A 24,554-nucleotide genomic window follows, 5' to 3' on the forward strand; every position below is an offset into this window, starting at 1 on the left:
TCGCGGTAGACCGCGTGCGGCCACAACGCGCCGCGTAGGGTGGGCCCATGAGACGGGATCGCGTACCGCGGCGGCTGACCGTGGGCGGCACGGTCTGGCTCTGGTCGGTCGGGCATCTGCACCCGGACTGCCGCGAGATCCTGACCGTGCGTCGCGCCGACGCCCGGCATGCCCAGCTGCGGTTGGTGTTCCCCCACGGACGGGGCCGTGTCGTGGCCGGTGCGTACTGGTCGTCCGGTCTGCTCGGCGACGCGCACGGCAACACCCTCAACCTGCACGAGCCCGGTGCCGTACGCCGGTTGCTCGACGAGGCCGGCGTGCGCGGGCTGCTCCCGGACACCCATGGCATACGGGAGACCGACGGCCGGCCGCTCTTCGACGCGGTCGTCGGGAACAGCGGGTCAGGACCAGCGGCCGGTACGGCCCAGTAGCAGCGCCGCGGCCGCCGTGCCCGCGGTGGACGTGCGCAGCACGCTCCGGCCGAGGCGATAGGGCCTTGCGCCCGCATCCGCGAATGCCGCCAACTCCTCGGGCGAGACTCCCCCTTCGGGCCCCACCACGAGGACGATGCGGCCGGCCGCCGGGAGCGGGGCGGTGGCCAGCGGCTCGGCGCCCTCCTCGTGGAGGACGGCGGCGAAGTCGGCGTCGGCGAGGAGCTGGGCGACCTGCTTCGTCGTCGCGGAGTCCGCCACCTCGGGGAAGCGGAGGCGGCGGGACTGCTTGCCCGCCTCGCGGGCGGTGGCACGCCACTTGGCGAGGGACTTGGCGCCGCGGTCGCCCTTCCACTGGGTGATGCAGCGGGCGGCGGCCCACGGCACGATCCCGTCGACACCCGTCTCGGTCATGGTCTCGACGGCCAGTTCACCGCGGTCGCCCTTGGGGAGTGCCTGCACGACCGTGATCCGCGGCGCGGGTTCCGCATCCTCGCGCAGCTCCGTGACGGTGACCTCGAGCCGGTCCTTGCCCTCGACGGCAGCGACGGTGCCGTAGCCGCCGGTGCCACGGCCGTCGGTCAGCACGATCTCCTCGCCGACACGCAGACGGCGTACGGAGACGGCGTGGCGGCCCTCCGGCCCGTCGAGGGTCACCGTGCCCGCGTGGACGTGGTCGACGACGAAGACGGGGGCGGTCATGACGCGTTCCGCAGGGCGAGGGCGGCACTCGCGGCACTCATCTCGGCGGCGAGGACCTGGACCAGCTGCCCGGCGGGCAGCTCGCGGGCCAGACGGTGGCCCTGGCCGGCCCACAGGGCCATGCCCTGCGGGTCGCCCGCCGTGGCAGCGGCCTTGCGCAGACCGGTGGTGAGGTGGTGCACCTCGGGGTAGGCGGCCGGGGCGTACGGTCCGTGCTCGCTCATGAAACGGTTGACGAGCCCGCGGGCGGGGCGGCCGGAGAAGGCGCGGGTCAGCTCCGTCCTGGTGAACATCGGATCGGTCAGGGCCTGTTTGTGCAGGACGTTGGCCCCGGATTCGGGGCAGACGAGGAACGCGGTGCCGAACTGGGCGGCATCGGCTCCGGCGGCGAGGACGGCGGCGATCTGGCTGCCGCGCATCAGGCCTCCGGCGGCGACGACGGGGAGTTGCACCGTCTCGCGGATCTGCGCGATCAGAGCGAGCAGACCGATGCCGGACCCGTCGGCGGCGGGGTCGTCCCGGTGCGTGCCCTGGTGACCGCCGGCCTCGACGCCCTGGACGCAGATGGCGTCGGCGCCCGCGTGCTGGGCGGCCTGCGCCTCTTCGGGCGTGGTGACGGTGACGACGGTGAGCGTTCCGGCGCGCCTGAGAGCGGCGACCGTGTTACGGGTCGGGCAGCCGAAGGTGAACGACACCAGGGGTACGGGGTCTTCGCGCAGGATGGCCAGCTTGGCCTCATACCCGTCGTCCCGTCCGCTGTCCGGGTCGCCGAGCGGGGTGTCGTACCAGGTCGCCTCACCGGCGAGCTGGTCCCGGTACACGTCGACGGCGGCCGGGTCGGCGTACTTCGGCTGCGGCATGAAGAGGTTCACGCCGAAGGGCCGCCCGGTGAGCGCGCGGACCTGTTTGATCTCCTGGTACATCCCGTCCGCGGTCTTGTACCCCGCGGCCAGGAACCCGAGCCCACCGGCTTCGCACACGGCGGCGGCCAGGTCCGGGCAGGAAGCGCCGCCGGCCATGGGGGCCTGCACGATCGGGTGACGACAGAGATCGGTCAGCGCGGAGGACATGCCCGCATGGTGCCATGTCCCGGCGCCCCGGCCGAATCCCCCCTTCCGCGCGGGGATGCGCACAGGGGACCCGGACACATGGCGAAAACGTGTGCGGAGGCTGGTCGATGTGCTGGGCCATCGCTGACGGCTCGGCACACGAGCCTGCCGTGCGGCTCCGGCACCGGCCCCTCATGCCGGCAGGGCGGGGTGAACCCCGCCCTGCTCACACCGCGGCCCGGGTCCTTCGGGCCCGGTGGTGATCCCTCACCTGCCGTTGAACGCGTCCTTCAGACGGGAGAACAGGCCCTGCTGTCCCGGCTGGAACTGCCCCACCGGCCGCTCCTCACCGCGCAGCTTCGCCAGCTCCCGAAGCAGCCTCTCCTGCTCCGGATCCAGCTTCGACGGTGTCTGGACCTCGACGTGGACGATGAGGTCGCCCCGGCCGCCGCCCCGCAGATGCGTGACACCGCGGCCGTGCAGCGGAATCGACTGGCCCGACTGCGTACCGGGCCGGATGTCGACCTCTTCCACCCCGTCCAGCGTCTCCAGCGGCACCTTCGTGCCGAGTGCTCCCGCCGTCATGGGGATCGTCACCGTGCAGTGCAGATCGTCGCCGCGCCGCTGGAACACCGGGTGCGGCAGCTCGTGGATCTCGACGTACAGGTCACCGGCGGGACCGCCGCCGGGCCCGACCTCGCCCTCGCCCGCGAGCTGGATGCGGGTGCCGTTGTCGACACCGGCGGGGATCTTCACGGTCAGGGTCCGGCGGGAACGCACACGACCGTCGCCCGCGCACTCCGGGCACGGGGTCGGGACCACGGTCCCGAAGCCCTGACACTGCGGGCACGGACGCGAGGTCATGACCTGGCCGAGGAAGGACCTGGTGACCTGCGACACCTCACCGCGGCCGCGGCACATGTCGCACGTCTGGGCGGACGTACCCGGCGCGGCACCCTCGCCCGAACACGTCGTACACACGACGGCCGTGTCGACCTGGATGTCCTTCGTCGTACCGAAGGCCGCCTCGCTGAGCTCGATCTCCAGCCGGATCATCGCGTCCTGCCCACGCCGCGTCCGCGACCTGGGCCCGCGCTGGGACGCCGTACCGAAGAAGGCGTCCATGATGTCCGAGAAGTTCCCGAAGCCGCCCGCGCCGAAGCCGCCGGCACCGCCGCCGGACGAGGACAGCGGGTCGCCACCGAGGTCGTAGACCTGCTTCTTCTGCGGGTCCGACAGCACCTCGTAGGCGGCGTTGATCTCCTTGAAGCGCTCCTGCGTCTTCGGGTCCGGATTCACGTCCGGGTGAAGCTCCCGCGCCAGCCGCCGGAAAGCCTTCTTGATCTCGTCCTGAGATGCGTCGCGGCGTACGCCGAGTACGGCGTAGTAGTCCGTGGCCACTTACGACTCCGCCAGGATCTGTCCGACGTAACGTGCCACTGCGCGTACCGCTCCCATCGTTCCGGGGTAGTCCATGCGGGTCGGTCCGACCACGCCGAGTTTGGCGACTGCCTCGCCGCCCGAACCGTAGCCGACAGCGACCACGGACGTGGAGTTGAGGCCCTCGTGGGCGTTCTCGTGCCCGATGCGCACGGTCATGCCCGAGTCCTTGGCCTCGCCGAGCAGCTTCAGCAGCACGACCTGCTCCTCCAGCGCCTCCAGCACGGGCCGGATCGTCAGAGGGAAGTCATGGCCGAAGCGCGTCAGATTTGCGGTGCCGCCGATCATCAGCCGCTCCTCGGTCTCCTCCACGAGCGTCTCGAGGAGGGTCGAGAGCACCGTCGAGACCGTGCCCCGGTCGTCCGGCTCGAACGACTCGGGAAGGTCCTGCACCAGCTGCGGCACATCCGCGAAGCGCCGGCCCACCACCCGGCTGTTCAGCCGGGCGCGCAGGTCGGCCAGTGAGGTCTCGCCGAACGGTGCCGGGCAGTCCACGTGCCGCTGCTCGACCCGCCCGGTGTCCGTGATCAGCACGAGCATCAGCCTCGCCGGGGCGAGTGCCAGCAGCTCCACGTGCCGCACGGTCGAACGGGTCAGCGACGGGTACTGGACGACAGCCACCTGCCGGGTCAGCTGCGCGAGCAGCCGCACCGTGCGGGCCACCACGTCGTCGAGGTCGACCGCACCGTCGAGGAAGTTCTGGATCGCACGCCGCTCGGGCGACGACAGCGGCTTGACGCCGGCCAGCCTGTCGACGAACAGGCGATAGCCCTTGTCCGTCGGGATCCGGCCGGCGCTGGTGTGGGGCTGGGCGATGAACCCCTCCTCCTCCAGCACCGCCATGTCGTTGCGCACGGTGGCCGGCGAGACGCCGAGCTTGTGCCGCTCGGTGAGGGCCTTGGAACCGACGGGTTCCTCCGTGCCCACATAGTCCTGGACGATGGCGCGCAGGACCTCGAGCCTGCGTTCGCTGAGCATCGTGCGCACCTCCAGCTGTGGTTCATCGGCGGGTCCGTCGGTGTGGCCTGGCACTCACCACGTCGGAGTGCCAGCGGTCTCCCGGCCAGTGTACGGCCGGTGGGTACGCCACTAGCAAGGGCGGCCGGACGGCGAACCGGTCACGGTGCCGCCCCGGGAACCGGCGGGACGTCCTGGTCCATCGGGGATAGCGTCGCCGTATGGACGTCGGTTGGGAAGACTTCGGGTGGGAGCGGCTCGCGGACGGAGTGGGGCGCCGGCGGCTGCCCGTTTGGGACGCCACGGTCGGGGTGGTGGCCGGTGACGACTCGGTGCTCCTGTACGACACGGGCGCCACGCTGCGCGAGGGGGCCGAGATCCGCACCCAGGTCCAGTCCCTCCTCGGTGGCCGGCGTGTGACGCATATCGCTCTCAGCCATCCGCACTTCGACCACGTTCTCGGCACGGCTGCGTTCTCGGGAGTACGTGTGTACGGCGCGGTGGGCGTCGACCAGCTGCTCGTGCAGGCCCGGGACGCGCTGCGGGACAGTGCCGTCGCCCACGGCGTGACGCCCTCCGACGCCGCACAGGCAACGGATGTGCTGGTGCCGCCGCAGCATGTCGTCAGCGGCGAGTGGACCCTGGATCTCGGTGGCCGCCAGGTCCTGCTGGCCAATGTCGGACCCGGCCACTCGGGGCACGACCTGGCCGTCCTGGTGCCCCGGACGGCCTCGGAGCCGGAGATCGTCTTCTGCGGCGACCTGGTCGAGGAGTCGGGCGACCCCCAGGCCGGCCGGGACGCGATCCCCTCCCGCTGGCCGGCCGCCCTGGACCGGCTGCTCGCGCTGGGCGGGGACGACGCGGTGTACGTGCCCGGGCACGGCGCGACGGTGGACGCCGCTTTCGTACGCGCCCAACGCGATGAGCTGGCCCGGCGGTTCGGGGTGTCGTAGCGTCTGCCCAATGCGCAGCTACAGCCCTGACCTGACCCCTCCCTGGAAGAAGCCGGCCCCGGCGCCGGAGGTACCGGCCGAGCCCGAGCTGGTCGTCGAGGAGGTCACCACGGGCTTCTGCGGAGCGGTGATCCGCTGCGAGGCGGGAACGGTGACGCTGGAGGACCGCTTCGGCAAGCACCGGGTGTTCCCGCTCGAGCCGCGCGGCTTCCTGCTGGAGGGCAGGGTCGTCACCCTGGTCCGTCCCTCGGCGGCTCCGGTTCGGCCCACGCGCACGGCCTCCGGCTCGGTCGCGGTGCCCGGCGCACGCGCCCGGGTCGCCCGGGCGGGCCGCATCTACGTGGAGGGCCGCCACGACGCGGAGCTGGTCGAGAAGGTCTGGGGCGACGACCTCCGCATCGAGGGTGTGGTCGTCGAGTACCTGGAGGGCATCGACGACCTCCCGGCCGTCGTGGCGGACTTCGCACCGACCGCCGATGCCCGCCTGGGTGTGCTGGTCGACCATCTCGTGCCGGGCTCCAAGGAGTCCCGTATCGCCGCGTCCGCCACGGACCCGCATGTGCTGGTGGTCGGTCACCCGTACATCGACGTCTGGGAGGCGGTGAAGCCGTCATCGCTCGGCATCGCCGCCTGGCCGTCCGTGCCCCACGGCCAGGACTGGAAGACGGGCGTCTGCCGTGCCCTGGGCTGGCCTTTGAACACGGGCGCGGCATGGCAGCACATCCTCTCGAAAGTGACGAGCTACAAGGACCTGGAACCGGCACTCCTGGGGCGGGTGGAGGAGCTGATCGACCATGTCACCGCAGTGGGGGAGGGGCCGCTTCACTAGGGCCTCTCGTTTGATCTTGCCGGGCTCGCGTGCCCCGGCACGCATGCTCGCCGCGTTGTCGTCGGTCGCCCACGCTCCGCGCCTTGCGATCGCACGCACCGGACCCCGCTCACCGATCCAGCCCGATCCGAACGAAAGACCCTGGGGGCAGCCCCGTCAGTCGACGAGATCGCGCACCACGGCATCCGCCAGGAGCCTGCCCCGCAGCGTCAGGACCGCGCGTCCCTGCTCGTACGGCCCGGGCTCGAGCAGCCCGTCCGCCAGCGCCCGCCCGGCCGCCGCGAGGCCCGTGGGGCGCAGCAGGTCCAGCGGGCACCCCTCCCGAAGCCTCAGCTCCAGCAGCACCCGCTCCACCCGCCGGTCCTCGTCAGGCAGGACCTCCCGCCCTGCACCGGGCGAGCGGTTCCCGGCAAGAGCCCCCGCATACGCGCCCGGGTGCTTCACGTTCCACCAGCGCACACCCCCCACATGGCTGTGCGCGCCGGGTCCCGCGCCCCACCAGTCCGCGCCGCGCCAGTACAGCTCGTTGTGCAGACACCGGCCCGCCTCCGACGTCGCCCAGTTGGAGACCTCGTACCACTCGTAGCCGGCACCCGACAGCACCTCCTCCGCGATCAGGTACCGGTCGGCGTGCACGTCGTCGTCGGTCATCGGCACCTCACCGCGCCGGATCCGCCGGGCCAGCTGCGTACCCTCCTCGACGATCAGGGCATACGCGCTCACATGGTCCGGCCCCGCCCCGATCGCCGCGTCCAGCGAGGCCCGCCAGTCGTCGTCGCTCTCCCCCGGGGTGCCGTAGATCAGGTCGAGGTTCACATGCCCGAAGCCTGCCGCCCTCGCCTCGGCGACGCATGCCTCGGGCCGCCCCGACGTGTGCGTACGGTCGAGAACCTTCAGCACGTGCTGCCGCGCGCTCTGCATCCCGAAGGACACCCTGTTGAAGCCTCCCGCCCGCAGCTCCGCCAGGTAGGCGGGGTCCACGGACTCCGGGTTCGCCTCCGTCGTGACCTCCGCGTCGTCCGCCAGGCCGAACTCCTCACGCACCGCCCCGAGCATCCGTACGAGATCGGCTGCGGCGAGCAGGGTCGGCGTGCCGCCGCCGACGAAGACCGTCCTGACCGGGCGCGGATCGTCGCCGAGGACCTTGCGGGCGAGCCGGATCTCCTCGATCAGGGTGTCGGCGTAGTTGTCACGGGAGGCCAGCACCCCCCCGCTGCCGCGCAGCTCGGTCGCCGTGTACGTGTTGAAGTCGCAGTAGCCGCAGCGCGTGGCGCAGTACGGAACGTGGAGGTAGAACCCGAGGGGCCGGTCACCCGCGCCCGCGAGGGCGGCCGGGGGCAGGGCCCCGTCCAGGGGCATGGGCTCACCATCAGGCAGTACGGAAGGCATACGGACCATTGTCCGCCACCCGCCGCGCCGGCCGGACCGTCAGCGTGCCTGGAGCACCAGCAGCGCCAGATCGTCGCCGGGCGGGGCCTCGGCGAAGGCGTGCACGGCCTGCCTTATGCGGTCCGCGACACCCTGGGCGGTCAGCCCGGTGCAGTCGGCGAGTGCCCTGGCCAGCCCGTCGGAGTCGTCGAACATACGGCTTCCGGACCGTCGCTCCGTGACCCCGTCGGTGACGCAGAGCAGGGTGTCCCCCGGCGCCAGGTCGAAGGTCTGGCTCCCGTACGAGGCGTCGTCGACGACCCCCAGGAGCAGCTGGGAGGCGGCCGCCGGGCGGACCGTGCCGTCGGGGCGCAGGAGCAGGGGGAGCGGATGTCCGGCGCAGGCGAGGGTGCAGCGGACTCCGCCACTGCCGGCAAGCGGGGTGATCTCCCCGTACAGGAGGGACAGGAAACGCGACTGCGGGCCGTCGTGGGTGCCGTCCACAGGGCCTGCCCCGGGCCCCGCGGCCATGAGCGCGGCCGCTTCGGCCGCTTCCATGGCGTCGTCGAGCAGCAGGCCGTTGAGACGGTCGAGCACCTCGCCCACCTGGTACCCCTCGCGCGCGAGCAGACGCAGCCAGGGACGGGCGAGGCCGGTCACGACGGCTGCTTCGGGACCGCTTCCCTGGACATCACCGAGCATGAAGCACCAGCGGCCGCCGTTCCCGGCCGGGAAGATGTCGTAGAAGTCGCCGCCGGCGAGACCCTCGTCGCTGGGTTCGTAGACGAGGGAGCTGTCGACGCCAGGAATCCGCGCGACCTGCGCGGGCAGCAGCCCGCGCTGGAGCACCCTGCTGATGGTGGCCTGCCGGGCGTACGCACGGGCGGCACCGATGGCGAGGCCGACGCGGCGGGCGAAGTCCTCGATCAGCGCGGTCACTTCGCCGGGGACGTCCCGTCCGGCCGGGCCCGAACCCGGCGGTCCGCAGCGGCCGAGCAGCAGGGTGCCGAGGGGGCGTGCGCCGGCGGTCAGCCGGAAGCCGACGGCGTGGGCGGTGGCTGCGGTTCCGGTTCCGGTTCCGGAGTGGCCTTTCCCTTCACTCTTGTGACGGTCGTGCCTTTCCCGGTCGCCGGCAGGTGCGGGACGGTCGCCGGTCTCCCTGCCGCCCTCCGGTTCGGGACGGTCGCCGGTCTCCCTGCCGCCCTCCGTTTTCCGGGCGCGCTCCGGGCCGTCGCCGTCGGCGCCGCGTGCGCCGCCTTCGAGCCGTCCGCCGTCCGTGGACCATGGGACCGGGACGGTCACCGCTGCGCTGCGGACGTCGTGCGGTAACCGCGGTGGAGGCTCCTTCACCAGGGCGGCGTGGAGACTCTCGATCGCGGACTCGTCGGCGTGCCAGACCCCGGCGAGCCGCGGCGCGGGCCCCGTCTCGCCGTCCAGCCACACCGCGCACCAGTCGGCGAGCCTCGGCACCAGCAGCTGTCCGGCCAGCGCCGTCACCATGTCCTCGTCGAGCTGCCCGGCGAGGAGGTCGGACGCCTCGGCCAGGAACGACAGCGCCCCGCGTCCGGTCCAGTCCCGGTCACCACGCACCACCCCGTGCGGTGCGGGGGCGAGGACCTCGGCAGGGCCGAGCCCGCGCTGCATCGCCCCCACACCCCCCGGCACGCAGTCGTCGAGCGCGAGCCGCGCCCACACCGCCTTCAGCCCGGGCCGGTACGTGATCCCCCAGGAAGCCGCCAGCGCAGTGACGAGCTGCAGTCCCCTGCCGTATTCCGGCTCGCTGGACGGGGCCTCGGGGTCCGGCGCCTCGTTGCGCACCGCCCTTGCGGGGTGGCGGTCGGAAACCTCGACGACCAGCGACGCCGGATCGTCGTCGCTCGCGGAATCCAGCCGTACGAGCACCTCCACGCTGGTTCCCGCGTGCACGACGGCGTTGGTCACGAGCTCGCTCACGACAAGCACCGCATCGTCCGCCAGCCGGTCCGCCCCGCGCGTGGCCACCATTCCCAGCCGCGTCCACTCGGCGAGCGCCGCCCTCAGAAACCGCCGCGCGGCCGAGGCGGCCAGGGGGTTCCCGGGCAGGCCGGTGCGTGCCGTGACCCGGGTGCTGCCGCGCTGAGAGAGCAGGTGCACCGACCGGTGAGTGGTCTCCTGCTGCATCGGAACGGACCCCACGTTGCGGCTCCTGTCCGGCTCTGGTGTCGCCCCGTGGACGACTGACGACACGGACAGAGTGACAGAACGAGCTCACACATAAGCGTGGAGTCATCGAAGTGCCCGATATGACCACACCCGGAGGAAGGAATTCTGTGCCGGAGGGGCGCGCAACGCGCCGCGGGCGCGACGAGGAGTCCTCGTCGCGCCCGCGGCTTCCGGTCAGGGCATCCGGCGGCGCCGGGCCAGGCCGGCTACGCCTCCCGCGATCCCTCGTACATGGACTCGATGAGGTCCTTGTACTCACGCTCGACGACCGGTCGCTTCAGCTTCAGGCTGGGCGTCAGCTCGCCGTGCTCGATATCCAGGTCGCGCGGCAGCAGACGGAACTTCTTGATGGTCTGCCAGCGCTGCAGTCCCTCGTTGAGCCGCTTCACATAGCCCTCGATGAACTCCTGGGTCGCCGGGGCGGCGACGACCTCGGCGTACGACTTGCCTTCGAGGCCGTTCTCCTTGGCCCAGCCGAGGATCGCTGCCTCGTCGAGGGCGATCAGGGCGGTGCAGAAGTTCCGGTCGGCGCCGTGGACCAGGATGTTGGACACGAAGGGACAGACCGCCTTGAACTGGCCCTCGACCTCGGCCGGGGCGATGTACTTGCCGCCCGACGTCTTGATCAGGTCCTTCTTGCGGTCGGTGATCCGCAGATACCCGTCGGCGGAGAGCTCGCCGATGTCGCCGGTGTGGAACCAGCCGTCGGACTCGAGGACCTCGGCGGTCTTGTCCGGAAGCCCGTGGTAGCCCTCCATGATGCCCGGGCCGCGCAGCAGGATCTCGCCGTCGTCGGCGATGCGGACCTCGGTGCCGGGCAGCGGCTTACCCACGGTGCCGGTGCGGTACGCCTCTCCCGGGTTGACGAAGGAGGCGGCGCTGGACTCGGTGAGGCCGTAGCCCTCGAGGATGTGGATCCCCGCGCCCGCGAAGAAGAAGCCGATCTCGGGCGAGAGGGCTGCAGAGCCGGAGACGGCGGCGCGCAGCCGGCCGCCGAAGGCCTCCCGGAGCTTGGAGTAGACGAGGACGTCGGCGACCTTGTGCTTGGCCGTGAGGCCGAAGGAGGCCGATGCGGTGCCGGTGCGGCGGAAGTTGTCCTGGGTCTCCTTGGCGTAGGCGCGCGAGACCCCGGCCGCCCACTGGAAGATCTTGTACTTGGCGGGGCCGCCGGCCCGCGCCTTGGCCGCCACTCCGTTGTAGACCTTCTCGAAGATGCGGGGTACGGCCGCCATGTACGTCGGCTGCACGACCGGCAGATTCTCGATGATCTTGTCGACGCGGCCGTCGACCGCCGTGACGTGCCCGACCTCGATCTGGCCGGAGGTCAGCACCTTGCCGAAGACGTGCGCGAGCGGCAGCCACAGGTACTGGACGTCGTCCTGCGTCACCAGGCCGGTCGAGGCGATGGCCTTCGCCATGTACGACCAGTTGTCGTGGGGCAACCGGACACCCTTGGGGCGGCCCGTGGTGCCCGAGGTGTAGATGAGGGTGGCGAGCTGCTCGGAGGTGATCGCCTCGACGCGCTCCTTGACCGCGCCCGGGTGCTTGGCGAGGTACTCGGCGCCGCGGGCCTCCAGATCGGCGAGGGTGACGACCCAGCCCTCGGGGTCCCCCTCGGCCGGCTCGACTCCGGCGGAGTCGATCACGACGACATGCCGGAGGTTCGGCAGCTCGGCACGCCGCTCACGGGCCTTCGCCAGCTGGGCGGCGTCCTCGGCGACGAGGACCCGGCTCTCGGAGTCGGCGAGGATGTACGCGGACTCCTCGGCGTTGGTCTGCGGGTACACGGTCGTCGTGGCCGCTCCTGCACACAGGATGCCGAGGTCGGCGAGGATCCACTCCACCCGCGTGGCGGACGCGAGCGCCACGCGCTCCTCGGACTGCACACCGAGCTCGATCAGTCCGGCCGCGATCGCATACACGCGGTCGGCTGCATCGCCCCAGCTCAGCGACTTCCAGTCGTCGGGGCCCTGGCCGGTCGCCGACGGCACCGGATAGCGGTAGGCCTCCGCATCGGGAGTCGCCGCCACGCGCTGGACAAAGAGCGTCGCCACGGAGGGCGGTCGGTTCTCGATCTGGGTCTGTGTGTCGCTCACGACATCCTCCGGGCCTGCTGCTGCGGCGTTGCTGCATGACTGGCTGATTGCCCGGCTCGTCACGTTTGTTTAACTCACGAGTAACCCGCCGGGCGTTGTCAGGGTAGAGGTCCGGGCTCCCCCACGTAAGAGGCTGCAGGCTGCCGCTTCATAACGAACAGGCCCCCGTGCCGAAGGCATGGGGGCCTGTGGGGCAGATCGGCTCAACAGGGACGCTTGGTGCTTCCGGGCTACGCCGGGGCCGGCGCTTCGTCACTTTCTGCGAAGCTTCTCCGCCCCGTCATGCCCGTCCTGCCCGGCCGACTGCCGTACTGCTTCTTCACTACTTCTTCGTCTTGCCGCCGGCGGAGTCGTCGCTGGACAGAACCGCGATGAAGGCCTCCTGCGGAACCTCCACGGAACCGACCATCTTCATCCGCTTCTTGCCCTCCTTCTGCTTCTCCAGCAGCTTCCGCTTCCGGGAGATGTCACCGCCGTAGCACTTGGCGAGGACGTCCTTGCGGATGGCGCGGATCGTCTCGCGGGCGATGACCCGGGAGCCGATGGCCGCCTGGACCGGCACCTCGAACGCCTGCCGCGGGATGAGCTCCTTCAGCTTGGCGACGAGCCGGACACCGTACGCGTACGCCTGGTCCTTGTGGGTGATCGCGGAAAAGGCGTCCACCTTGTCGCCGTGCAGCAGGATGTCGACCTTGACCAGCGAGGCGTCCTGCTCACCGGTGGGCTCGTAGTCGAGCGAGGCGTAACCACGGGTCTTGGACTTCAGCTGGTCGAAGAAGTCGAAGACGATCTCGGCGAGGGGGAGGGTGTAGCGGATCTCGACCCGGTCCTCGGAGAGGTAGTCCATCCCGAGCAGCACGCCGCGGCGGTTCTGGCAGAGCTCCATGATCGACCCGATGAACTCGCTCGGGGCGAGGATCGTGGCCCGCACGACCGGCTCGTACACCTCCGAGATCTTCCCCTCGGGGAACTCGCTCGGGTTGGTGACGGTGTGCTCGCTGCCGTCCTCCATGACCACGCGGTAGACCACGTTCGGTGCCGTGGCGATCAGGTCGAGGCCGAACTCGCGCTCGAGCCGCTCACGGATCACGTCCAGGTGCAGCAGACCGAGGAAGCCGACGCGGAAGCCGAAGCCGAGGGCCGCGGAGGTCTCCGGCTCGTACACCAGCGCGGCATCGTTGAGCTGCAGCTTGTCCAGGGCCTCGCGCAGGTCCGGGTAGTCCGAGCCGTCCAGCGGGTAGAGGCCGGAGAACACCATCGGCTTGGGGTCCTTGTAGCCGCCGAGCGCCTCGGTGGCGCCCTTGCTCTGCTGGGTGATCGTGTCACCCACCTTGGACTGGCGGACGTCCTTCACACCGGTGATGAGGTAGCCGACCTCGCCGACGCCGAGACCGTCTGCGGCGAGCATCTCCGGGGAGTTGGTGCCGATCTCCAGCAGCTCGTGCGTCGCACCGGTGGACATCATCCGGATGCGCTCGCGCTTGTTGAGCTGGCCGTCGACTACTCGCACATACGTGACGACGCCACGGTAGGAGTCGTAGACGGAGTCGAAGATCATCGCCCGGGCAGGAGCGTCCGCGACGCCGACCGGGGCGGGGACGTCCTGCACCACGCGGTCGAGCAGGGCGTCGACGCCGACACCCGTCTTGGCGGAGACCTTCAGGACGTCCGACGGGTCGCAGCCGATGAGGTTCGCGAGCTCCTCGGAGAACTTCTCGGGCTGCGCGGCCGGCAGGTCGATCTTGTTGAGGACCGGGACGATGGTGAGGTCGTTCTCCATCGCCAGATAGAGGTTGGCGAGGGTCTGCGCCTCGATGCCCTGGGCGGCGTCCACCAGAAGGACCGTGCCCTCGCAGGCGGCGAGCGAACGGGACACCTCGTACGTGAAGTCCACGTGGCCGGGGGTGTCGATCATGTTGAGGATGTGGGACTTGCCCTGACCGTCGCCCGTGGTCGGCGCCCAGGGCAGACGCACCGCCTGGGACTTGATCGTGATGCCACGCTCACGCTCGATGTCCATACGGTCGAGGTACTGAGCGCGCATCTGCCGCTGCTCGACCACACCGGTCAGCTGGAGCATCCGGTCGGCAAGGGTCGACTTGCCGTGGTCGATGTGCGCGATGATGCAGAAGTTGCGGATCAGCGCCGGGTCGGTACGGCTCGGCTCGGGCACATGGAGAGGGGTCGCGGGCACGCAGGGTCCTGATTCTTGAGCGCCGAGCGCTCGTCTCGGGTCGATGTCGGATCGATACGCAGCCTCCATGGTCCCACGGCCGGGGCCCTGCGCCCGGTTTGGGCCGGTCGGTCGGCGGCTGGTAGCCTGGGCAGCTGTGTCTCGTGCACCCTCTCAGCTACGAGACGCTTCTCTGATAGATCATCGAACCTGAAAAGGCTCTTTCGTGGCGAACATCAAGTCCCAGATCAAGCGGAACAAGACGAACGAGAAGGCGCGCCTGCGCAACAAGGCCGTCAAGTCGTCGCTGAAGACCGCGATCCGCAAGGCCCGCGAGGCTGCCGCTGCGGGTGACGTCGAGAAGGCCACCGTGGCCGCTCGCGAGGCGTCCCGCAAGCTCGACAAGGCCGTCTCGAAGGGTGTCATCCACAAGAACGCCGCCGCCAACAAGAAGTCGGCGCTGGCGTCCCAGGTTGCCACCCTCCAGGGCTGAGTCTCCTGCTCCACCCCCGGGGGGCGACCCCCGGAACCCGGCAGGAACCCCTCGGGGTGACACGCCGGGCGACTTGATCGCCGGAACGGATCAAGCGGGCCCTCTCTCTTCCGCTCCCGCCCGGCACCCCGGACTCGCACGCGGCCTGCGTTCGCCACGCGGGTGCGAGACCAGCACTTCCCGGCCCCGGCCGGACCCAGAAGCCCCGGTTTTCTGTCCTTCCCCAGGACGTGAAGCCGGGGCTTCTGGCGTGCGCACCCTCCGGAAACGGCGTCCCCCGTGGCGATCGGTCGCTCCAGGGGAACGCCGATCGCCACGGGGAACGCCGCGTCTTCGGGGATCCCCGTCTCCGGGGGTCACCGTTTCCCGGGGGTCACCGTTTCCGGGATCGCCGTTTCCGGGGATCGCCGTTTCCCGGGGATCGCCGTTTCCGGGGATCGCCGTTTCCCGGGGAGAGGCCCCGGTAAGCATGGCCATGGAGGCCTGTCCTTCGAGCTCGACACCGCTGGCAGGGCCGGCCGGGTCGGCGCGGCTCTTCGGCCGTGCCCCGTCGTCCGGGCGGTCGGCCGGAGCGAGGGTACGGCCCCGGTCAAGCAGAACTCCCCGGCCACGTGCGCGTAGCTCGGCGACATGGCCTGCGGCGTAGCCCGGCCGGGCGGTGCTCGGCGGCGTGCCTGCGGCGTACGGCCCAAGGGCCAGCTCCCGCTCCGGGGGCCCGTTCGTGCTCGCCGGCCCCGTGCCGGCCAGGAGATCGGCCCGAGATCCCGCCCGGAGATCCGGCACGGGCCGGCCGTACGCGACCGGGCCGGGCCGAGGGACCAGGACGCCTCTCCGGAACTGCCGAGGAACAAGCCACCGCACCGCGTCGGCCGCGGGGTGGGTCGCCATCCCGGGGTCGGCAGGGGAAGCCCGTCGAGCCACGCTCGCGAAGCGAGGGCGGCCGGGGGCGCCGGCCTGCTGCGGCGGGGGCTGCGAAGGCGCCGACGCGGGAAAGGCGCCTCGTGCGGTGGTGAGGGGTGGGCGCCGCCCGCTCGCGGCGCACAGGAGTCGCGGGCGCAGGGCCGCTTTCAGCGACGCATCCGCGCTGCCCTCGCCACCGTCACGACGGCCTTCTCCAGCGCGTACTCCGGGTCGTCGCCGCCTCCCTTGACGCCGGCGTCCGCCTCCGCCACCGCACGCAGGGCAACCGCCACTCCGTCGGGAGTCCAGCCACGCATCTGCTGGCGCACCCGGTCGATCTTCCACGGCGGCATTCCCAGCTCGCGCGCAAGGTCCGCCGGACGTCCGCCCCGGGCGGACGACAGCTTGCCGATCGCCCGCACCCCCTGCGCCAGCGCACTGGTGATCAGCACGGGAGCGACGCCGGTCGACAGGGACCACCGCAGAGCCTCGAGGGCCTCCGCCGTACGCCCCTCGACCGCCCGGTCGGCGACCGTGAAGCTGGAGGCCTCAGCACGCCCCGTGTAGTAGCGCCCGACGACTGCCTCGTCGATCGTGCCCTCGACATCCGCGACGAGTTGCGACACCGCGCTCGCCAGTTCCCGCAGATCGCTGCCGATGGAGTCGACCAGTGCCTGGCACGCCTCGGGGGTGGCGGAGCGCCCCAGCGCACGGAACTCGGACCGCACGAACGTCAGCCGCTCCGCCGGTTTCGTCGTCTTGGGGCACGCCACCTCACGCGCGCCCGCCTTGCGCGCCGCGTCCAGGAGGCCCTTCCCCTTGGCACCGCCCGCGTGCAGCAGGACCAGGGTGATTTCCTCGGCGGGCGAGTCGAGATACGCCTTGACGTCCTTGATCGTGTCGGCGGACAGGTCCTGAGCGTTTCGCACGACGACCACCTTGCGCTCCGCGAAGAGCGACGGGCTCGTCAATTCGGCGAGGGTCCCGGGCTGGAGCTGGTCCGAGGTGAGGTCGCGCACGTCCGTGTCGGCGTCGGCGGCCCGGGCCGCCGCCACGACCTGCTGAACGGCGCGGTCCAGCAGCAGGTCCTCCTGGCCCACGGCGAGGGTGAGGGGGGCGAGGGAATTGTCGTTCGTGTTCTTCCTGGTGGCCATCGCGCACCAGCATCGCACGGAGCACCGACACCCCGGGGCCCGCCGGTGGCCGGACGGATCCGTCGACCCCGGTCACTGCCGAGAGGTCCCCGTCCAGGTCCGGACCCCGGGCAGGGTCCGGGAGCGGCCCCGCACACCACGCTCGTATGCCCGGGACCGGACTACGGGGGGGGCCGGGCCGACGGTCGAGCGCTTCCGGCGGGGGTACCCGGGAGCCTGGGCCGCGATCGGGCACGGGTCCGCGGAGCTCGGGACCGGCGCTCGCGGTGGGCCCGGGGAAATCGGGACCGGGGTCCAGAAGCTGCCCGGCACTCGAGCCCAGGCACGGCTGCCGAGCCCGGGGCCGGGACACACCACCTGCCCGGGGCCGGGCTCAGATCCAGGTCCCGGTCCAGATCCAGATCCAGATCCCGGCCCAGGTCCCGGTCCCGGTCCAGGTCCAGGTCCAGGTCCCCGAACGCTAAGGTGCCTCGCGCCAGCCGTCCCAGTCCGCCACGAACTCGTCCAGCTCGGCCGCGTCCAGCACGCCCTCCGGGTCCTCGACGACCACCAGCCACTGGGCGTCCTCGGCGTCGTCCTCGCCGGCCAGCGCGTCCCTGACCAGTCGGGGCTCGTCGGTCACGCCGAAGCGGCCCCCCACCGCCTCGGCGACCTCTTCCGCAGCGTCGCGGTCGGGCAGCACCAGCACATGTCTCACATCGTCCACCGCCACATTGTGCAAGCTCACACGCCGACCGGCCGACGGACCTCCGGTACCCGGTCCAGAACGACCCCGAAGTGGTCCCGGTATGCAGCCAGTACCTCCGCATCCTCCCCGAGCAGCCGCTCCTCCCGTTCGCCGTGCACAGTCGTGACCAGCTTCCGGCCCGTCAAGGTGATACGCCCGTCCTCGGTGAGCCTGGAGCAGACGAGGGACTGGGTGAAGTGGGAGGCGGGCGAGGTCCGGTGGTACCAGGCGCCGGCCTCGAAGTCCGCCAGCACCCGCGGGCGCCGGTCCACCCGGAACTGCGGCTTGCCGTCGCGCAGGACGTCCAGATCCCCGTCCGGCGCCTCGACGATGCAGAACTTCCCGGCCGGGTCGCTCTGCTCACCCCGCTCCTCCAGCAGAAGGGGATGGCTGCTGTGGTCGCCGAACCCGACATCGGCCAGCCATGGACCGGTGGCGTCCTCGGTTTCGACCCGCAGCGTGAGGTGGTCGTACGGGATGCCGAGCCGGCCGTCCTTGCCGAACGTCCGTGCCTGCAGAAGGGTGACGCCGAAGCCCAGACCGCGCAGCAACGCGGCGAAGGCACCGTTGAGTTCGTAGCAGAAGCCGCCGCGGTGCGCGCCCACGACCTTGTCGAGAAGCGGCTGGTCCGCCAGTGCAGGGTTGCCACCCATGTGGATCGAGAGGTTCTCGAAAGGTACGGAACGAAGATGCAACAACTGCAGCTCGCGCAATGCCCCGGCGTCCGCCCGCTCGGGGCGTGCGGCTCCGATACGGCGAAGGTAGGCATCGACGGTCGTTGTCGGCGGAGGCGGGGTGTCCATGACTGCAGTCTCGTCGTGCAGTCCGCGGCGCGCCATGCACCACTGGTCCTAGGACGATCGGGGGAGTCAGGTCCGCCTGCCGTCGGACGTGCGGCACCACCGAGGTCGCCTAGCGTTCCGGGCATGACGACTCCAGAGCCGGCCCGTGGCCGGGAACGGCGCAAGCAGGATGTCCTGAGCCGCCTCGACAAGGACGACGACGCCTGGGTCGCCACGGCCTCTCCGTCCGGTGCGCCCTGCCTTGTGCCGCTGTCGTTCGTCTGGGACGGCGGGGCGCTGCTGATGTGCACGCGGCGTACGAACCCGACCGCGCGCAATGTGCAGCGCCGCGGTGAGGCCGTGGTGACCGTCGGCCACACACGGGACGTGGTGCACATCGAGGCAACGGCCGAGCTCGTCGAGGGCTCCGCCCTGAGGAAGGAGTCCGCCGACGCATTTGCGGCGAAGCTCGGCTGGGACCCGCGGGAACGAGAGCCATGGGTGTACATCAGGGTCACTCCTGTCGTGGTGAAGGCATGGCGTGAGGAGAACGAACTGGCTGACCGGCTGCTCATGCGCAACGGTCAATGGCTGGCCTGAGACGCGCCACGGGACACTGCGCGGAGCTCCCTGCCCGCGCCTGACACGGCGATTGCTCCGTCCTCATCCGTACGGAGCACGGCCGCCCCCTGGGCCCGCAACGCGCCGACGGTACGGGGCGACGGATGGCCGTAGGGGTTGTCACGCCCGCAGGAGATCAGGGCCAGCCGTGGCCGGGCGCCCGCCAGCAGACCGGGGTGCTGGAACGCCGAGCCGTGGTGGGCGACCTTGAGGACGTCCACGTGCGGGAGCGCCGGGTGGATCCGTATCAGTCGCCGCTGGGCGGGCGGCTCGAGGTCTCCGAGAAGAAGCAGTGAGGGACCACCCGCGACCGCAACATGAAGTGCGACGCTCGCGTCGTTCGGCCCCTCCGGCCGCAGCCCGGGCCCTGACGCCGGCCACAGCACCCTCCAGTCCAGCCGTCCAAGACGGCGCCGCTCCCCCGCCACCGCAGGGACCAGCGGCACCCCGGCCTCCGCCACCGTGCGACGCACGAACGCCGCCTGATCACGCGGCTCTTCGAGCGTCGTCGTCTGCACCGCCCCGACCGCCCTGCCGCGCAGCACACCGGACAGCCCGGCCACATGGTCGGCATGAAAGTGCGTCAGCAGCAGAAGCGGGATCCGGGTCACGCCCAGTTCTCGCAGACACCGGTCGGCGAGCACGGGGTCCGGTCCGGCGTCCACCACCACCGCCGTGCCGTCACCGGCCGCGAGCACCGTGGCATCGCCCTGGCCCACGTCGCACATCGCGAACGCCCAGCCGGGTGGTGGCCATCCGGTGAGGACCCAGGTCAGTGGCACGGGGCGCACCACCGCCACCAGGAACAACAGGGCGCAGACGGCAGCGGAACATGGATGTCGGGTCAGTGCACGGACGGCCAGGACCGCGAGGGCTCCGACCACGGCGAGCAGCAGCCCGCCGCGCCAGCCGTCGGGCCAGTCCGTCTGAGCACCCGGCAGCGCCGCTCCGGTCCGAGCGACACCGGCGATCCATTCGGCCGGCCAGCCCGCGCAGCGGGCCAGCAATTCGGCGACGGGCATCGCCACGGGAGCCGTGGCGAGCGCCGCGAAGCCCAGGACCGTGGCCGGTGCGACGGCGAGTTCGGCGAAGAGGTTGCAGGGGATCGCCACCAGGCTGACACGCGCAGCGAAGACCGCCACCACCGGGGCACACAGCATCTGCGCGGCTCCCGCAGCGGCCAGTGCCTCGGCAACTCGCCCCGGAACACCGCGCCGCCGCAGTGCTTCACTCCATCGCGGAGCGACGGTCAGCAGGGCCACCGTGGCCAGCACCGAGAGCAGAAAGCCATAGGTGCGCGACAGCCACGGGTCGTACAGCACCAGCAGCAGCACCGCACCGGCCAGCGCGGGAATCAGCGATCTGCGACGGCCGGTGCCGATGGCGAGCAGGGTGATCAGCCCGCAGGCCGCCGCCCTCATCACGCTGGGATCCGGCCGGCACACCAGGACGAAGGCGATCGTGAGGGCCCCGCCGAGCAGCGCCGTCGTTCGCAGTGTGATCCCCAACCGGGGTGCCAGTCCCCCGCGCTCCGCCTGCAGTGCTCTGGCTGGGGTCCCGATGAGCAGGAACAACACCAAGGTGAGGTTGCTGCCCGAGACGGCGAGCAAATGCGTGAGGTCGGTTGCCTGGAAGGCGTCATGGAGCTCGGTCCCGATCCTGGAGGTGTCACCGACGACCAGGCCCGGGAGCAGGGCGCGGGCATCGGATCCGAGACCGTCGGTCGCCCGGCGCAGTCCGGCACGCAGTTCTCCGGCGCTCCTCTGCATCGCGCTCGGCGGCCCAGTGATGCGGGGCGGCCCGGCGCCGTGCGCTCTCAGGACCGCGGCGAACCGACCGTCCCCCTCCGCCGGCGGCTCGGCTCCGGCGTGGAGCCGCAGCCGCGTCGAGGGCAGCAGCTGTAACCACTCGCCGGCCGAATCGCCTGTTCTGGCGATCACCAGGACCGGTGTGCGCGTGGCCACGGCCAACCCGTCGTCCCCGAGCACCCGGACGACCTCCGCGGTCAGCGTCACGGCCGTTCCCGTCGTGTAATGGCCACGGATGCGCGGCCTGAGCATGCGCGGATCGCCCGTGACCACGATCTCCGCAGTCATCCGGCCGTACTGCCGTGCCGCTTCCGGCACCGGTCCCCGGTACAGGTCCGCGCCGCGCAGCCCGCCTGCCCCCGCCCCCGCGGCGGCGCAGACCAGCATGGCGGCGGCGGCCGCCCGGCTTCCCGGGGGCCGTGAACGCCCTTGAGCGGCGGCCACGAGCAGGGGTGCGAGCACAAGGGCGGCCAGGGCGAGGCTCCCCACGGCCACTGCTGTCGGCCAGGGCGGCCTCGCGGTGAGAGCGAAGGCGGCCGCACCCCACGCGGCCAGTGCCGGGAGCGCCAGACGGAGGTCGAGCGGGCCCTCCCGCAGATGGTCGTGCATGCCGTGTGCGTGGCCGGCCGGGAGCTGAAATGGGCGCCCGGTCATGGCCGGACCAGGTCCTGGAGCTCCGCAAAGCGGCGGTCCCCGATCCCTCTGACCTCGCGGAGCTCGTCCACCGAACGGAAACCGCCGTGCTCTGTGCGGTAGTCGACGATGTGCTGGGCGAGGACAGGGCCGACGCCGGGGAGGGTGTCGAGCTGCTCCGCGTTTGCGGAGTTGAGGCTCAGTGGTCCGGCAGCCGGACCCGCCACGACTCCGCCCGGTGGCATCACCGCGGCCCCACCCGGCGGCGCGATGCCCACGACCACCTGCTCGCCGTCCATGAGCACCCTCGCCCTGTTGAGCCCGGTGAGGTCCGTCCCTGCCTTGACTCCGCCTGCCGCGCGCAGGGCATCGGCAACCCGTGACCCCACGGGCAACCGGAGCACGCCCGGCCGCATCACCTTGCCGCTCACATCGACCACGATGCGCGCGGCCGGGCCGGTTGCGGGCGAATGCCCCGGCGATGGCGCCGGCTCGGGGCCCGGCCCTTGTCCGGCGGGCGCGGCCGACGACGGGCGGCCCTCGCCGACCAGTTCCGGCGCACGCACAGGTTCCGGCCGGCCGGCCCAGAAGTGCTGGAGGGCGAAGCCCACCCCCACCACGAGGACGACGGCCAGCGCGGCCAGTGTCCTCGGCGCCAGCCCGCACCGGAGCTGGATCCACAGCGGCAGCCGCTCTCTCAGCAGAAGTCGCCCACGCACCCACACGGAGAGCCCGGATGAGGACGGCCCGCCGTCGACCGGCGCAACCGGCCCGCGTGCGCCGGCCACTGCCCCGTGCCGGACGACGTCCATGTGATCGGCCATGGCCGCGTCCTCCGCCATGGCACCGCGCCGTGGCACGGCGGTCATGTCCCCTCCCGCACCCGCAGGCAGGAACAACGCGTCCGCGCGCCGCCGCGGAGTCACTTCGGTCGTCGTCGCATCGACCGGCGAGGGTGGCGATGGCCTTGCCGTCGCGAGGGAAGGGGCGGTCACCCGGCGCCCTGCCCGCAATCGCCGTCTGCCTTCGCGGACCCGGCCGTCCGAGGCCGGGTTCCGGCCCGGGCCACTCGTCGCGGAGCGTGATCGGTACGTCATGTCACACGACGGTAGGCAGCTCCGGGCCTGCCCGCTGAGCAGCATCAATTCCGGTGGATGACCGACCCGTTGTGAATAACTCCGTCACCCGCAGGGGTGACTCACCACGGTGAGACCACAGCCCCGAGCAGCCCGGGCCCGGTGTGCGCGCCGATCACCGCGCCGACCTCGCTGACATGCAGTTCGGCAAGGCCGGGCACCCGCTCCCGCAGCCGCTCCGCCAGCGCCGACGCCCTGTCCTGTGCGGCGAGATGATGCACCGCGATGTCGACGCGTCCGGTGCCCGCCCGCTCGGTGACGATCTCCTCGAGCCGGGCGATCGCCCTCGATGCCGTGCGGACCTTCTCCAGCATTTCGATCCGGCCGCCGTCGAGTTGCAGCAGCGGCTTCACTGCGAGTGCGGACCCGAGCAGGGCCTGTGCCGCACCAATACGTCCACCGCGGCGCAGATAGTCGAGCGTGTCGACATAGAAGAACGCGGACGTCCCCGCGGCCCTCTTCTCCGCCGCGGCCACCGCCTCGTCCAGCGAGCCGCCCGCGTCGGCGGCCTTCGCCGCGGCGAGGGCACAGAAGCCCAGGGCCATGGCGACCATGCCGGTGTCCACGACGCGGACCGGGACGGGTGCTTCACGTGCCGCGAGCACGGCGGCGTCGTAGGTCCCGGAGAACTCGGAGGACAGATGGAGTGAAACGATTCCGGTCGCGCCGGTCTCCGCCGTCGCCCGGTAGGCAGCGGCAAAGGTTTCGGGGCTCGGCCGGGAGGTCGTGACCGATCGCCTTTTCTGCAGGGCAACGGCGAGCGAGCGGGCCGAGATCTCCGTGCCTTCTTCCAGCGCCTGGTCGCCGAGCACGACGGTCAGCGGCACCGCGGTGATGCCGTGCCGCTCCATCGTCTGCGGCGGCAAGTAGGCCGTTGAATCGGTGACGATCGCGACATGGCGGGACATGAGCGGGAGGTTACCCGCAGGGGACGCCGCACGGCAGCCCGACCCCGCCCTGCCGGTCGGTTCCGCTCAGCGCAGACCTGACCCTCCGGACGATCCGGAGCGTCCGCCGAGCCCGGCTCGAGCGGGGTACGCGCCCCGCATGTGCTCTCCGACCGCCACGAGAAACTGATTCCGGTTCCACCGTCCGGCGCCCGCGCGGCCGATCGTTCCACTGCATGTGGGAGCCGTGTTTCGCCTCGCCCCGCATCGGGTGCAGCCTCGTCGGCCTGCTGATCCGCTGTCGGCAGGCCCACCGCCTGCCCGGCCCACCGTTTCGGTGCGGTTGTCGCTCGTCCGGGCGGTCGGCCATCCGGTTCTTCGGGACTCTGATTCGCCGCCCGTCCGGTTGGTCGTCTCCAGTTCGTCGTCTCCGGGCGTCTAGTTCGTCGTCTCCGGGCGCGCCGTCTTCTGCCAGGAGTAGGTGGACGGCTCCCGCGGGTCGCGCGCCGTGATCGCCTGCGGCTGCTGCGCACCGGCCTCGGGGTCCGGCGCCCGCGCCGTGTCCGCCGTGCCGGCAGCGGATCCGTTTGCCGTCCCCGCTTCAGCAGCCCGGGCCCCGGAGAGCGGCCCGGAAGCCGCATCCGCCGCCCAGTCCGGCTCCGTCCGTGACCAGTCCCGCAGGGCCCCCGCCTCCACGTCGATCTGTGCGCTCAGCGCCGTCAAGTCGTCCTCCGCGAACGACCGGGCCCGGTCCCTGGCCGCCCATCGCAGCGACTCCGCCGAGTGCTTGATCCGCTCCACGCGCTCGCGCAGCTCCGGCAGCCTCTCCATGACCCGGCTCCTGTCAGGCTCCCGCTCGAGCCGCTTCAGCTCGTCGTCGAGGTCGCGCCCGTGCACGCTCAGCCGCTGGAACAGCCCGATCGATTCCTTCAGCGACGCGTCCTCGGCCACGCCCGCGTGGAGCGCTTCCTGCGTGGCCTTCATCGACGTACGCAGCTGCAGTCGCAACTGTGCCAGGTCCCCCGGCACCCCACCCTGCCCGAGACTCCTGGCCCGCAGCGTGGTGTCCTCGACGGTGCGCCTGGCCTGGGTGATCGTGCGGTCCACGCCGCGCTTGGCCGCACCGATCACCTTGACGCTCGCGTATGCCCCGAGCGCCACAAAGGCGACGAAGAGCAGCACCAGGATGAGGATTACGTCCATGGGGGGCGCC

General features: G+C 71.6%; 20 protein-coding genes. 5 read left to right on the top strand and 15 right to left on the bottom strand.

Annotation, left to right across the window (positions count from 1 at the left end; all coding sequences use genetic code 11):
• Positions 1-47 precede the first annotated feature (47 nt).
• Positions 48-431 carry a hypothetical protein gene (locus tag AC068D_RS06480; protein WP_478821819.1) on the top strand — a complete coding sequence of 128 codons (384 nt, stop codon included), beginning with the start codon at positions 48-50 and terminating at the stop codon, positions 429-431.
• On the opposite strand, the gene AC068D_RS06485 is transcribed toward AC068D_RS06480, so the two are convergent.
• From AC068D_RS06485 to hrcA, 4 genes are all read right to left on the bottom strand, one after another.
• Positions 402-1,133, bottom strand: a complete 732-nt coding sequence (locus AC068D_RS06485) for a 16S rRNA (uracil(1498)-N(3))-methyltransferase (RefSeq protein ID WP_478821820.1) — start codon at positions 1,131-1,133, stop codon at positions 402-404. The two genes, AC068D_RS06480 and AC068D_RS06485, sit on opposite strands and share 30 nt — an antisense overlap.
• A complete protein-coding gene (locus AC068D_RS06490; protein WP_478821821.1) occupies positions 1,130-2,203 on the bottom strand; it encodes a nitronate monooxygenase in 1,074 nt (357 codons plus the stop codon). Before AC068D_RS06490 ends, AC068D_RS06485 begins: the two co-directional genes overlap by 4 nt.
• A gap of 246 nt (positions 2,204-2,449) precedes the next feature.
• Positions 2,450-3,583 (bottom strand): molecular chaperone DnaJ, encoded by a 1,134-nt coding sequence (dnaJ, locus tag AC068D_RS06495; protein WP_478821822.1) that lies wholly within the window; start codon positions 3,581-3,583, stop codon positions 2,450-2,452.
• Complete coding sequence (hrcA, locus tag AC068D_RS06500) at positions 3,584-4,600, bottom strand: heat-inducible transcriptional repressor HrcA (protein ID WP_478821823.1); 1,017 nt, start codon at positions 4,598-4,600, stop codon at positions 3,584-3,586.
• Positions 4,601-4,800: 200 nt separating this feature from the next.
• Here hrcA and AC068D_RS06505 point away from each other — a divergent pair, with 200 nt between their 5' ends.
• Together AC068D_RS06505 and AC068D_RS06510 are read left to right on the top strand one after the other, a co-directional pair.
• Entirely contained in the window at positions 4,801-5,532 is a 732-nt protein-coding gene (locus AC068D_RS06505) for an MBL fold metallo-hydrolase (RefSeq protein WP_478821824.1), read from the top strand.
• A gap of 10 nt (positions 5,533-5,542) precedes the next feature.
• Positions 5,543-6,361: a DUF3097 domain-containing protein gene (locus tag AC068D_RS06510; RefSeq protein WP_478821825.1), complete on the top strand. Its 819-nt coding sequence runs from the start codon at positions 5,543-5,545 to the stop codon at positions 6,359-6,361.
• A 156-nt stretch (positions 6,362-6,517) separates the two neighbouring features.
• On the opposite strand, the gene hemW is transcribed toward AC068D_RS06510, so the two are convergent.
• The 4 genes from hemW to lepA all read right to left on the bottom strand — a co-directional run bounded on the left by hemW (position 6,518) and on the right by lepA (position 14,221).
• Entirely contained in the window at positions 6,518-7,750 is a 1,233-nt protein-coding gene (gene hemW / locus AC068D_RS06515; RefSeq protein ID WP_478821826.1) for a radical SAM family heme chaperone HemW, read from the bottom strand.
• Between the two features lie 39 nt (positions 7,751-7,789).
• Positions 7,790-9,889, bottom strand: a complete 2,100-nt coding sequence (locus AC068D_RS06520) for a SpoIIE family protein phosphatase (RefSeq protein WP_478822029.1) — start codon at positions 9,887-9,889, stop codon at positions 7,790-7,792.
• Positions 9,890-10,137: 248 nt separating this feature from the next.
• Positions 10,138-12,027: an AMP-dependent synthetase/ligase gene (locus AC068D_RS06525; RefSeq protein WP_478821827.1), complete on the bottom strand. Its 1,890-nt coding sequence runs from the start codon at positions 12,025-12,027 to the stop codon at positions 10,138-10,140.
• Between the two features lie 322 nt (positions 12,028-12,349).
• Entirely contained in the window at positions 12,350-14,221 is a 1,872-nt protein-coding gene (lepA, locus tag AC068D_RS06530) for a translation elongation factor 4 (RefSeq protein ID WP_478821828.1), read from the bottom strand.
• 205 nt (positions 14,222-14,426) lie between these two features.
• On the opposite strand from lepA, the gene rpsT reads away from it, so the two are divergent.
• Positions 14,427-14,693 (top strand): 30S ribosomal protein S20, encoded by a 267-nt coding sequence (gene rpsT / locus AC068D_RS06535; protein ID WP_478821829.1) that lies wholly within the window; start codon positions 14,427-14,429, stop codon positions 14,691-14,693.
• 1,067 nt (positions 14,694-15,760) lie between these two features.
• Here rpsT and holA read toward each other — a convergent pair.
• The 3 genes from holA to AC068D_RS06550 form a co-directional block, all read right to left on the bottom strand.
• A complete protein-coding gene (gene holA, locus AC068D_RS06540; RefSeq protein ID WP_478821830.1) occupies positions 15,761-16,747 on the bottom strand; it encodes a DNA polymerase III subunit delta in 987 nt (328 codons plus the stop codon).
• Between the two features lie 460 nt (positions 16,748-17,207).
• Complete coding sequence (locus tag AC068D_RS06545) at positions 17,208-17,453, bottom strand: hypothetical protein (RefSeq protein WP_478821831.1); 246 nt, start codon at positions 17,451-17,453, stop codon at positions 17,208-17,210.
• 17 nt (positions 17,454-17,470) lie between these two features.
• Positions 17,471-18,277: an arylamine N-acetyltransferase family protein gene (locus AC068D_RS06550; RefSeq protein ID WP_478821832.1), complete on the bottom strand. Its 807-nt coding sequence runs from the start codon at positions 18,275-18,277 to the stop codon at positions 17,471-17,473.
• A 123-nt stretch (positions 18,278-18,400) separates the two neighbouring features.
• Here AC068D_RS06550 and AC068D_RS06555 point away from each other — a divergent pair, with 123 nt between their 5' ends.
• On the top strand, positions 18,401-18,856 hold the full coding sequence (locus tag AC068D_RS06555) for a pyridoxamine 5'-phosphate oxidase family protein (RefSeq protein WP_478821833.1): 456 nt from the start codon (positions 18,401-18,403) through the stop codon (positions 18,854-18,856).
• On the opposite strand, the gene AC068D_RS06560 is transcribed toward AC068D_RS06555, so the two are convergent.
• The 4 genes from AC068D_RS06560 to AC068D_RS06575 form a co-directional block, all read right to left on the bottom strand.
• The gene (locus AC068D_RS06560) at positions 18,841-21,294 is read right to left on the bottom strand and encodes a ComEC/Rec2 family competence protein (RefSeq protein WP_478821834.1); all 2,454 of its coding nucleotides are present in this window, start codon (positions 21,292-21,294) and stop codon (positions 18,841-18,843) included. The two genes, AC068D_RS06555 and AC068D_RS06560, sit on opposite strands and share 16 nt — an antisense overlap.
• A gap of 41 nt (positions 21,295-21,335) precedes the next feature.
• Entirely contained in the window at positions 21,336-22,187 is an 852-nt protein-coding gene (locus AC068D_RS06565; protein WP_478821835.1) for a ComEA family DNA-binding protein, read from the bottom strand.
• A 329-nt stretch (positions 22,188-22,516) separates the two neighbouring features.
• A complete protein-coding gene (locus tag AC068D_RS06570) occupies positions 22,517-23,362 on the bottom strand; it encodes a DegV family protein (protein ID WP_478821836.1) in 846 nt (281 codons plus the stop codon).
• A gap of 417 nt (positions 23,363-23,779) precedes the next feature.
• A complete protein-coding gene (locus AC068D_RS06575) occupies positions 23,780-24,544 on the bottom strand; it encodes a hypothetical protein (protein ID WP_478821837.1) in 765 nt (254 codons plus the stop codon).
• Between the last annotated feature and the right edge of the window lie 10 nt (positions 24,545-24,554).

The organism is Streptomyces sp. NPDC043861 (genome assembly GCF_056435905.1).

Bases quoted from the DNA above. Each gene is read 5' to 3' on its own strand.
- AC068D_RS06520 (WP_478822029.1), bottom strand. From the start codon at position 9,889: ATGCAGCAGGAGACCACTCACCGGTCGGTGCACCTGCTCTCTCAGCGC.
- holA (WP_478821830.1), bottom strand. From the start codon at position 16,747: ATGGCCACCAGGAAGAACACGAACGACAATTCCCTCGCCCCCCTCACC.
- AC068D_RS06505 (WP_478821824.1), top strand. From the start codon at position 4,801: ATGGACGTCGGTTGGGAAGACTTCGGGTGGGAGCGGCTCGCGGACGGA.
- AC068D_RS06490 (WP_478821821.1), bottom strand. From the start codon at position 2,203: ATGTCCTCCGCGCTGACCGATCTCTGTCGTCACCCGATCGTGCAGGCC.
- AC068D_RS06555 (WP_478821833.1), top strand. From the start codon at position 18,401: ATGACGACTCCAGAGCCGGCCCGTGGCCGGGAACGGCGCAAGCAGGAT.
- AC068D_RS06575 (WP_478821837.1), bottom strand. From the start codon at position 24,544: ATGGACGTAATCCTCATCCTGGTGCTGCTCTTCGTCGCCTTTGTGGCG.
- AC068D_RS06510 (WP_478821825.1), top strand. From the start codon at position 5,543: ATGCGCAGCTACAGCCCTGACCTGACCCCTCCCTGGAAGAAGCCGGCC.
- AC068D_RS06485 (WP_478821820.1), bottom strand. From the start codon at position 1,133: ATGACCGCCCCCGTCTTCGTCGTCGACCACGTCCACGCGGGCACGGTG.
- hemW (WP_478821826.1), bottom strand. From the start codon at position 7,750: ATGCCTTCCGTACTGCCTGATGGTGAGCCCATGCCCCTGGACGGGGCC.
- AC068D_RS06560 (WP_478821834.1), bottom strand. From the start codon at position 21,294: ATGCACGACCATCTGCGGGAGGGCCCGCTCGACCTCCGTCTGGCGCTC.
- AC068D_RS06550 (WP_478821832.1), bottom strand. From the start codon at position 18,277: ATGGACACCCCGCCTCCGCCGACAACGACCGTCGATGCCTACCTTCGC.
- hrcA (WP_478821823.1), bottom strand. From the start codon at position 4,600: ATGCTCAGCGAACGCAGGCTCGAGGTCCTGCGCGCCATCGTCCAGGAC.
- AC068D_RS06565 (WP_478821835.1), bottom strand. From the start codon at position 22,187: ATGACCGCCGTGCCACGGCGCGGTGCCATGGCGGAGGACGCGGCCATG.
- AC068D_RS06570 (WP_478821836.1), bottom strand. From the start codon at position 23,362: ATGTCCCGCCATGTCGCGATCGTCACCGATTCAACGGCCTACTTGCCG.
- AC068D_RS06480 (WP_478821819.1), top strand. From the start codon at position 48: ATGAGACGGGATCGCGTACCGCGGCGGCTGACCGTGGGCGGCACGGTC.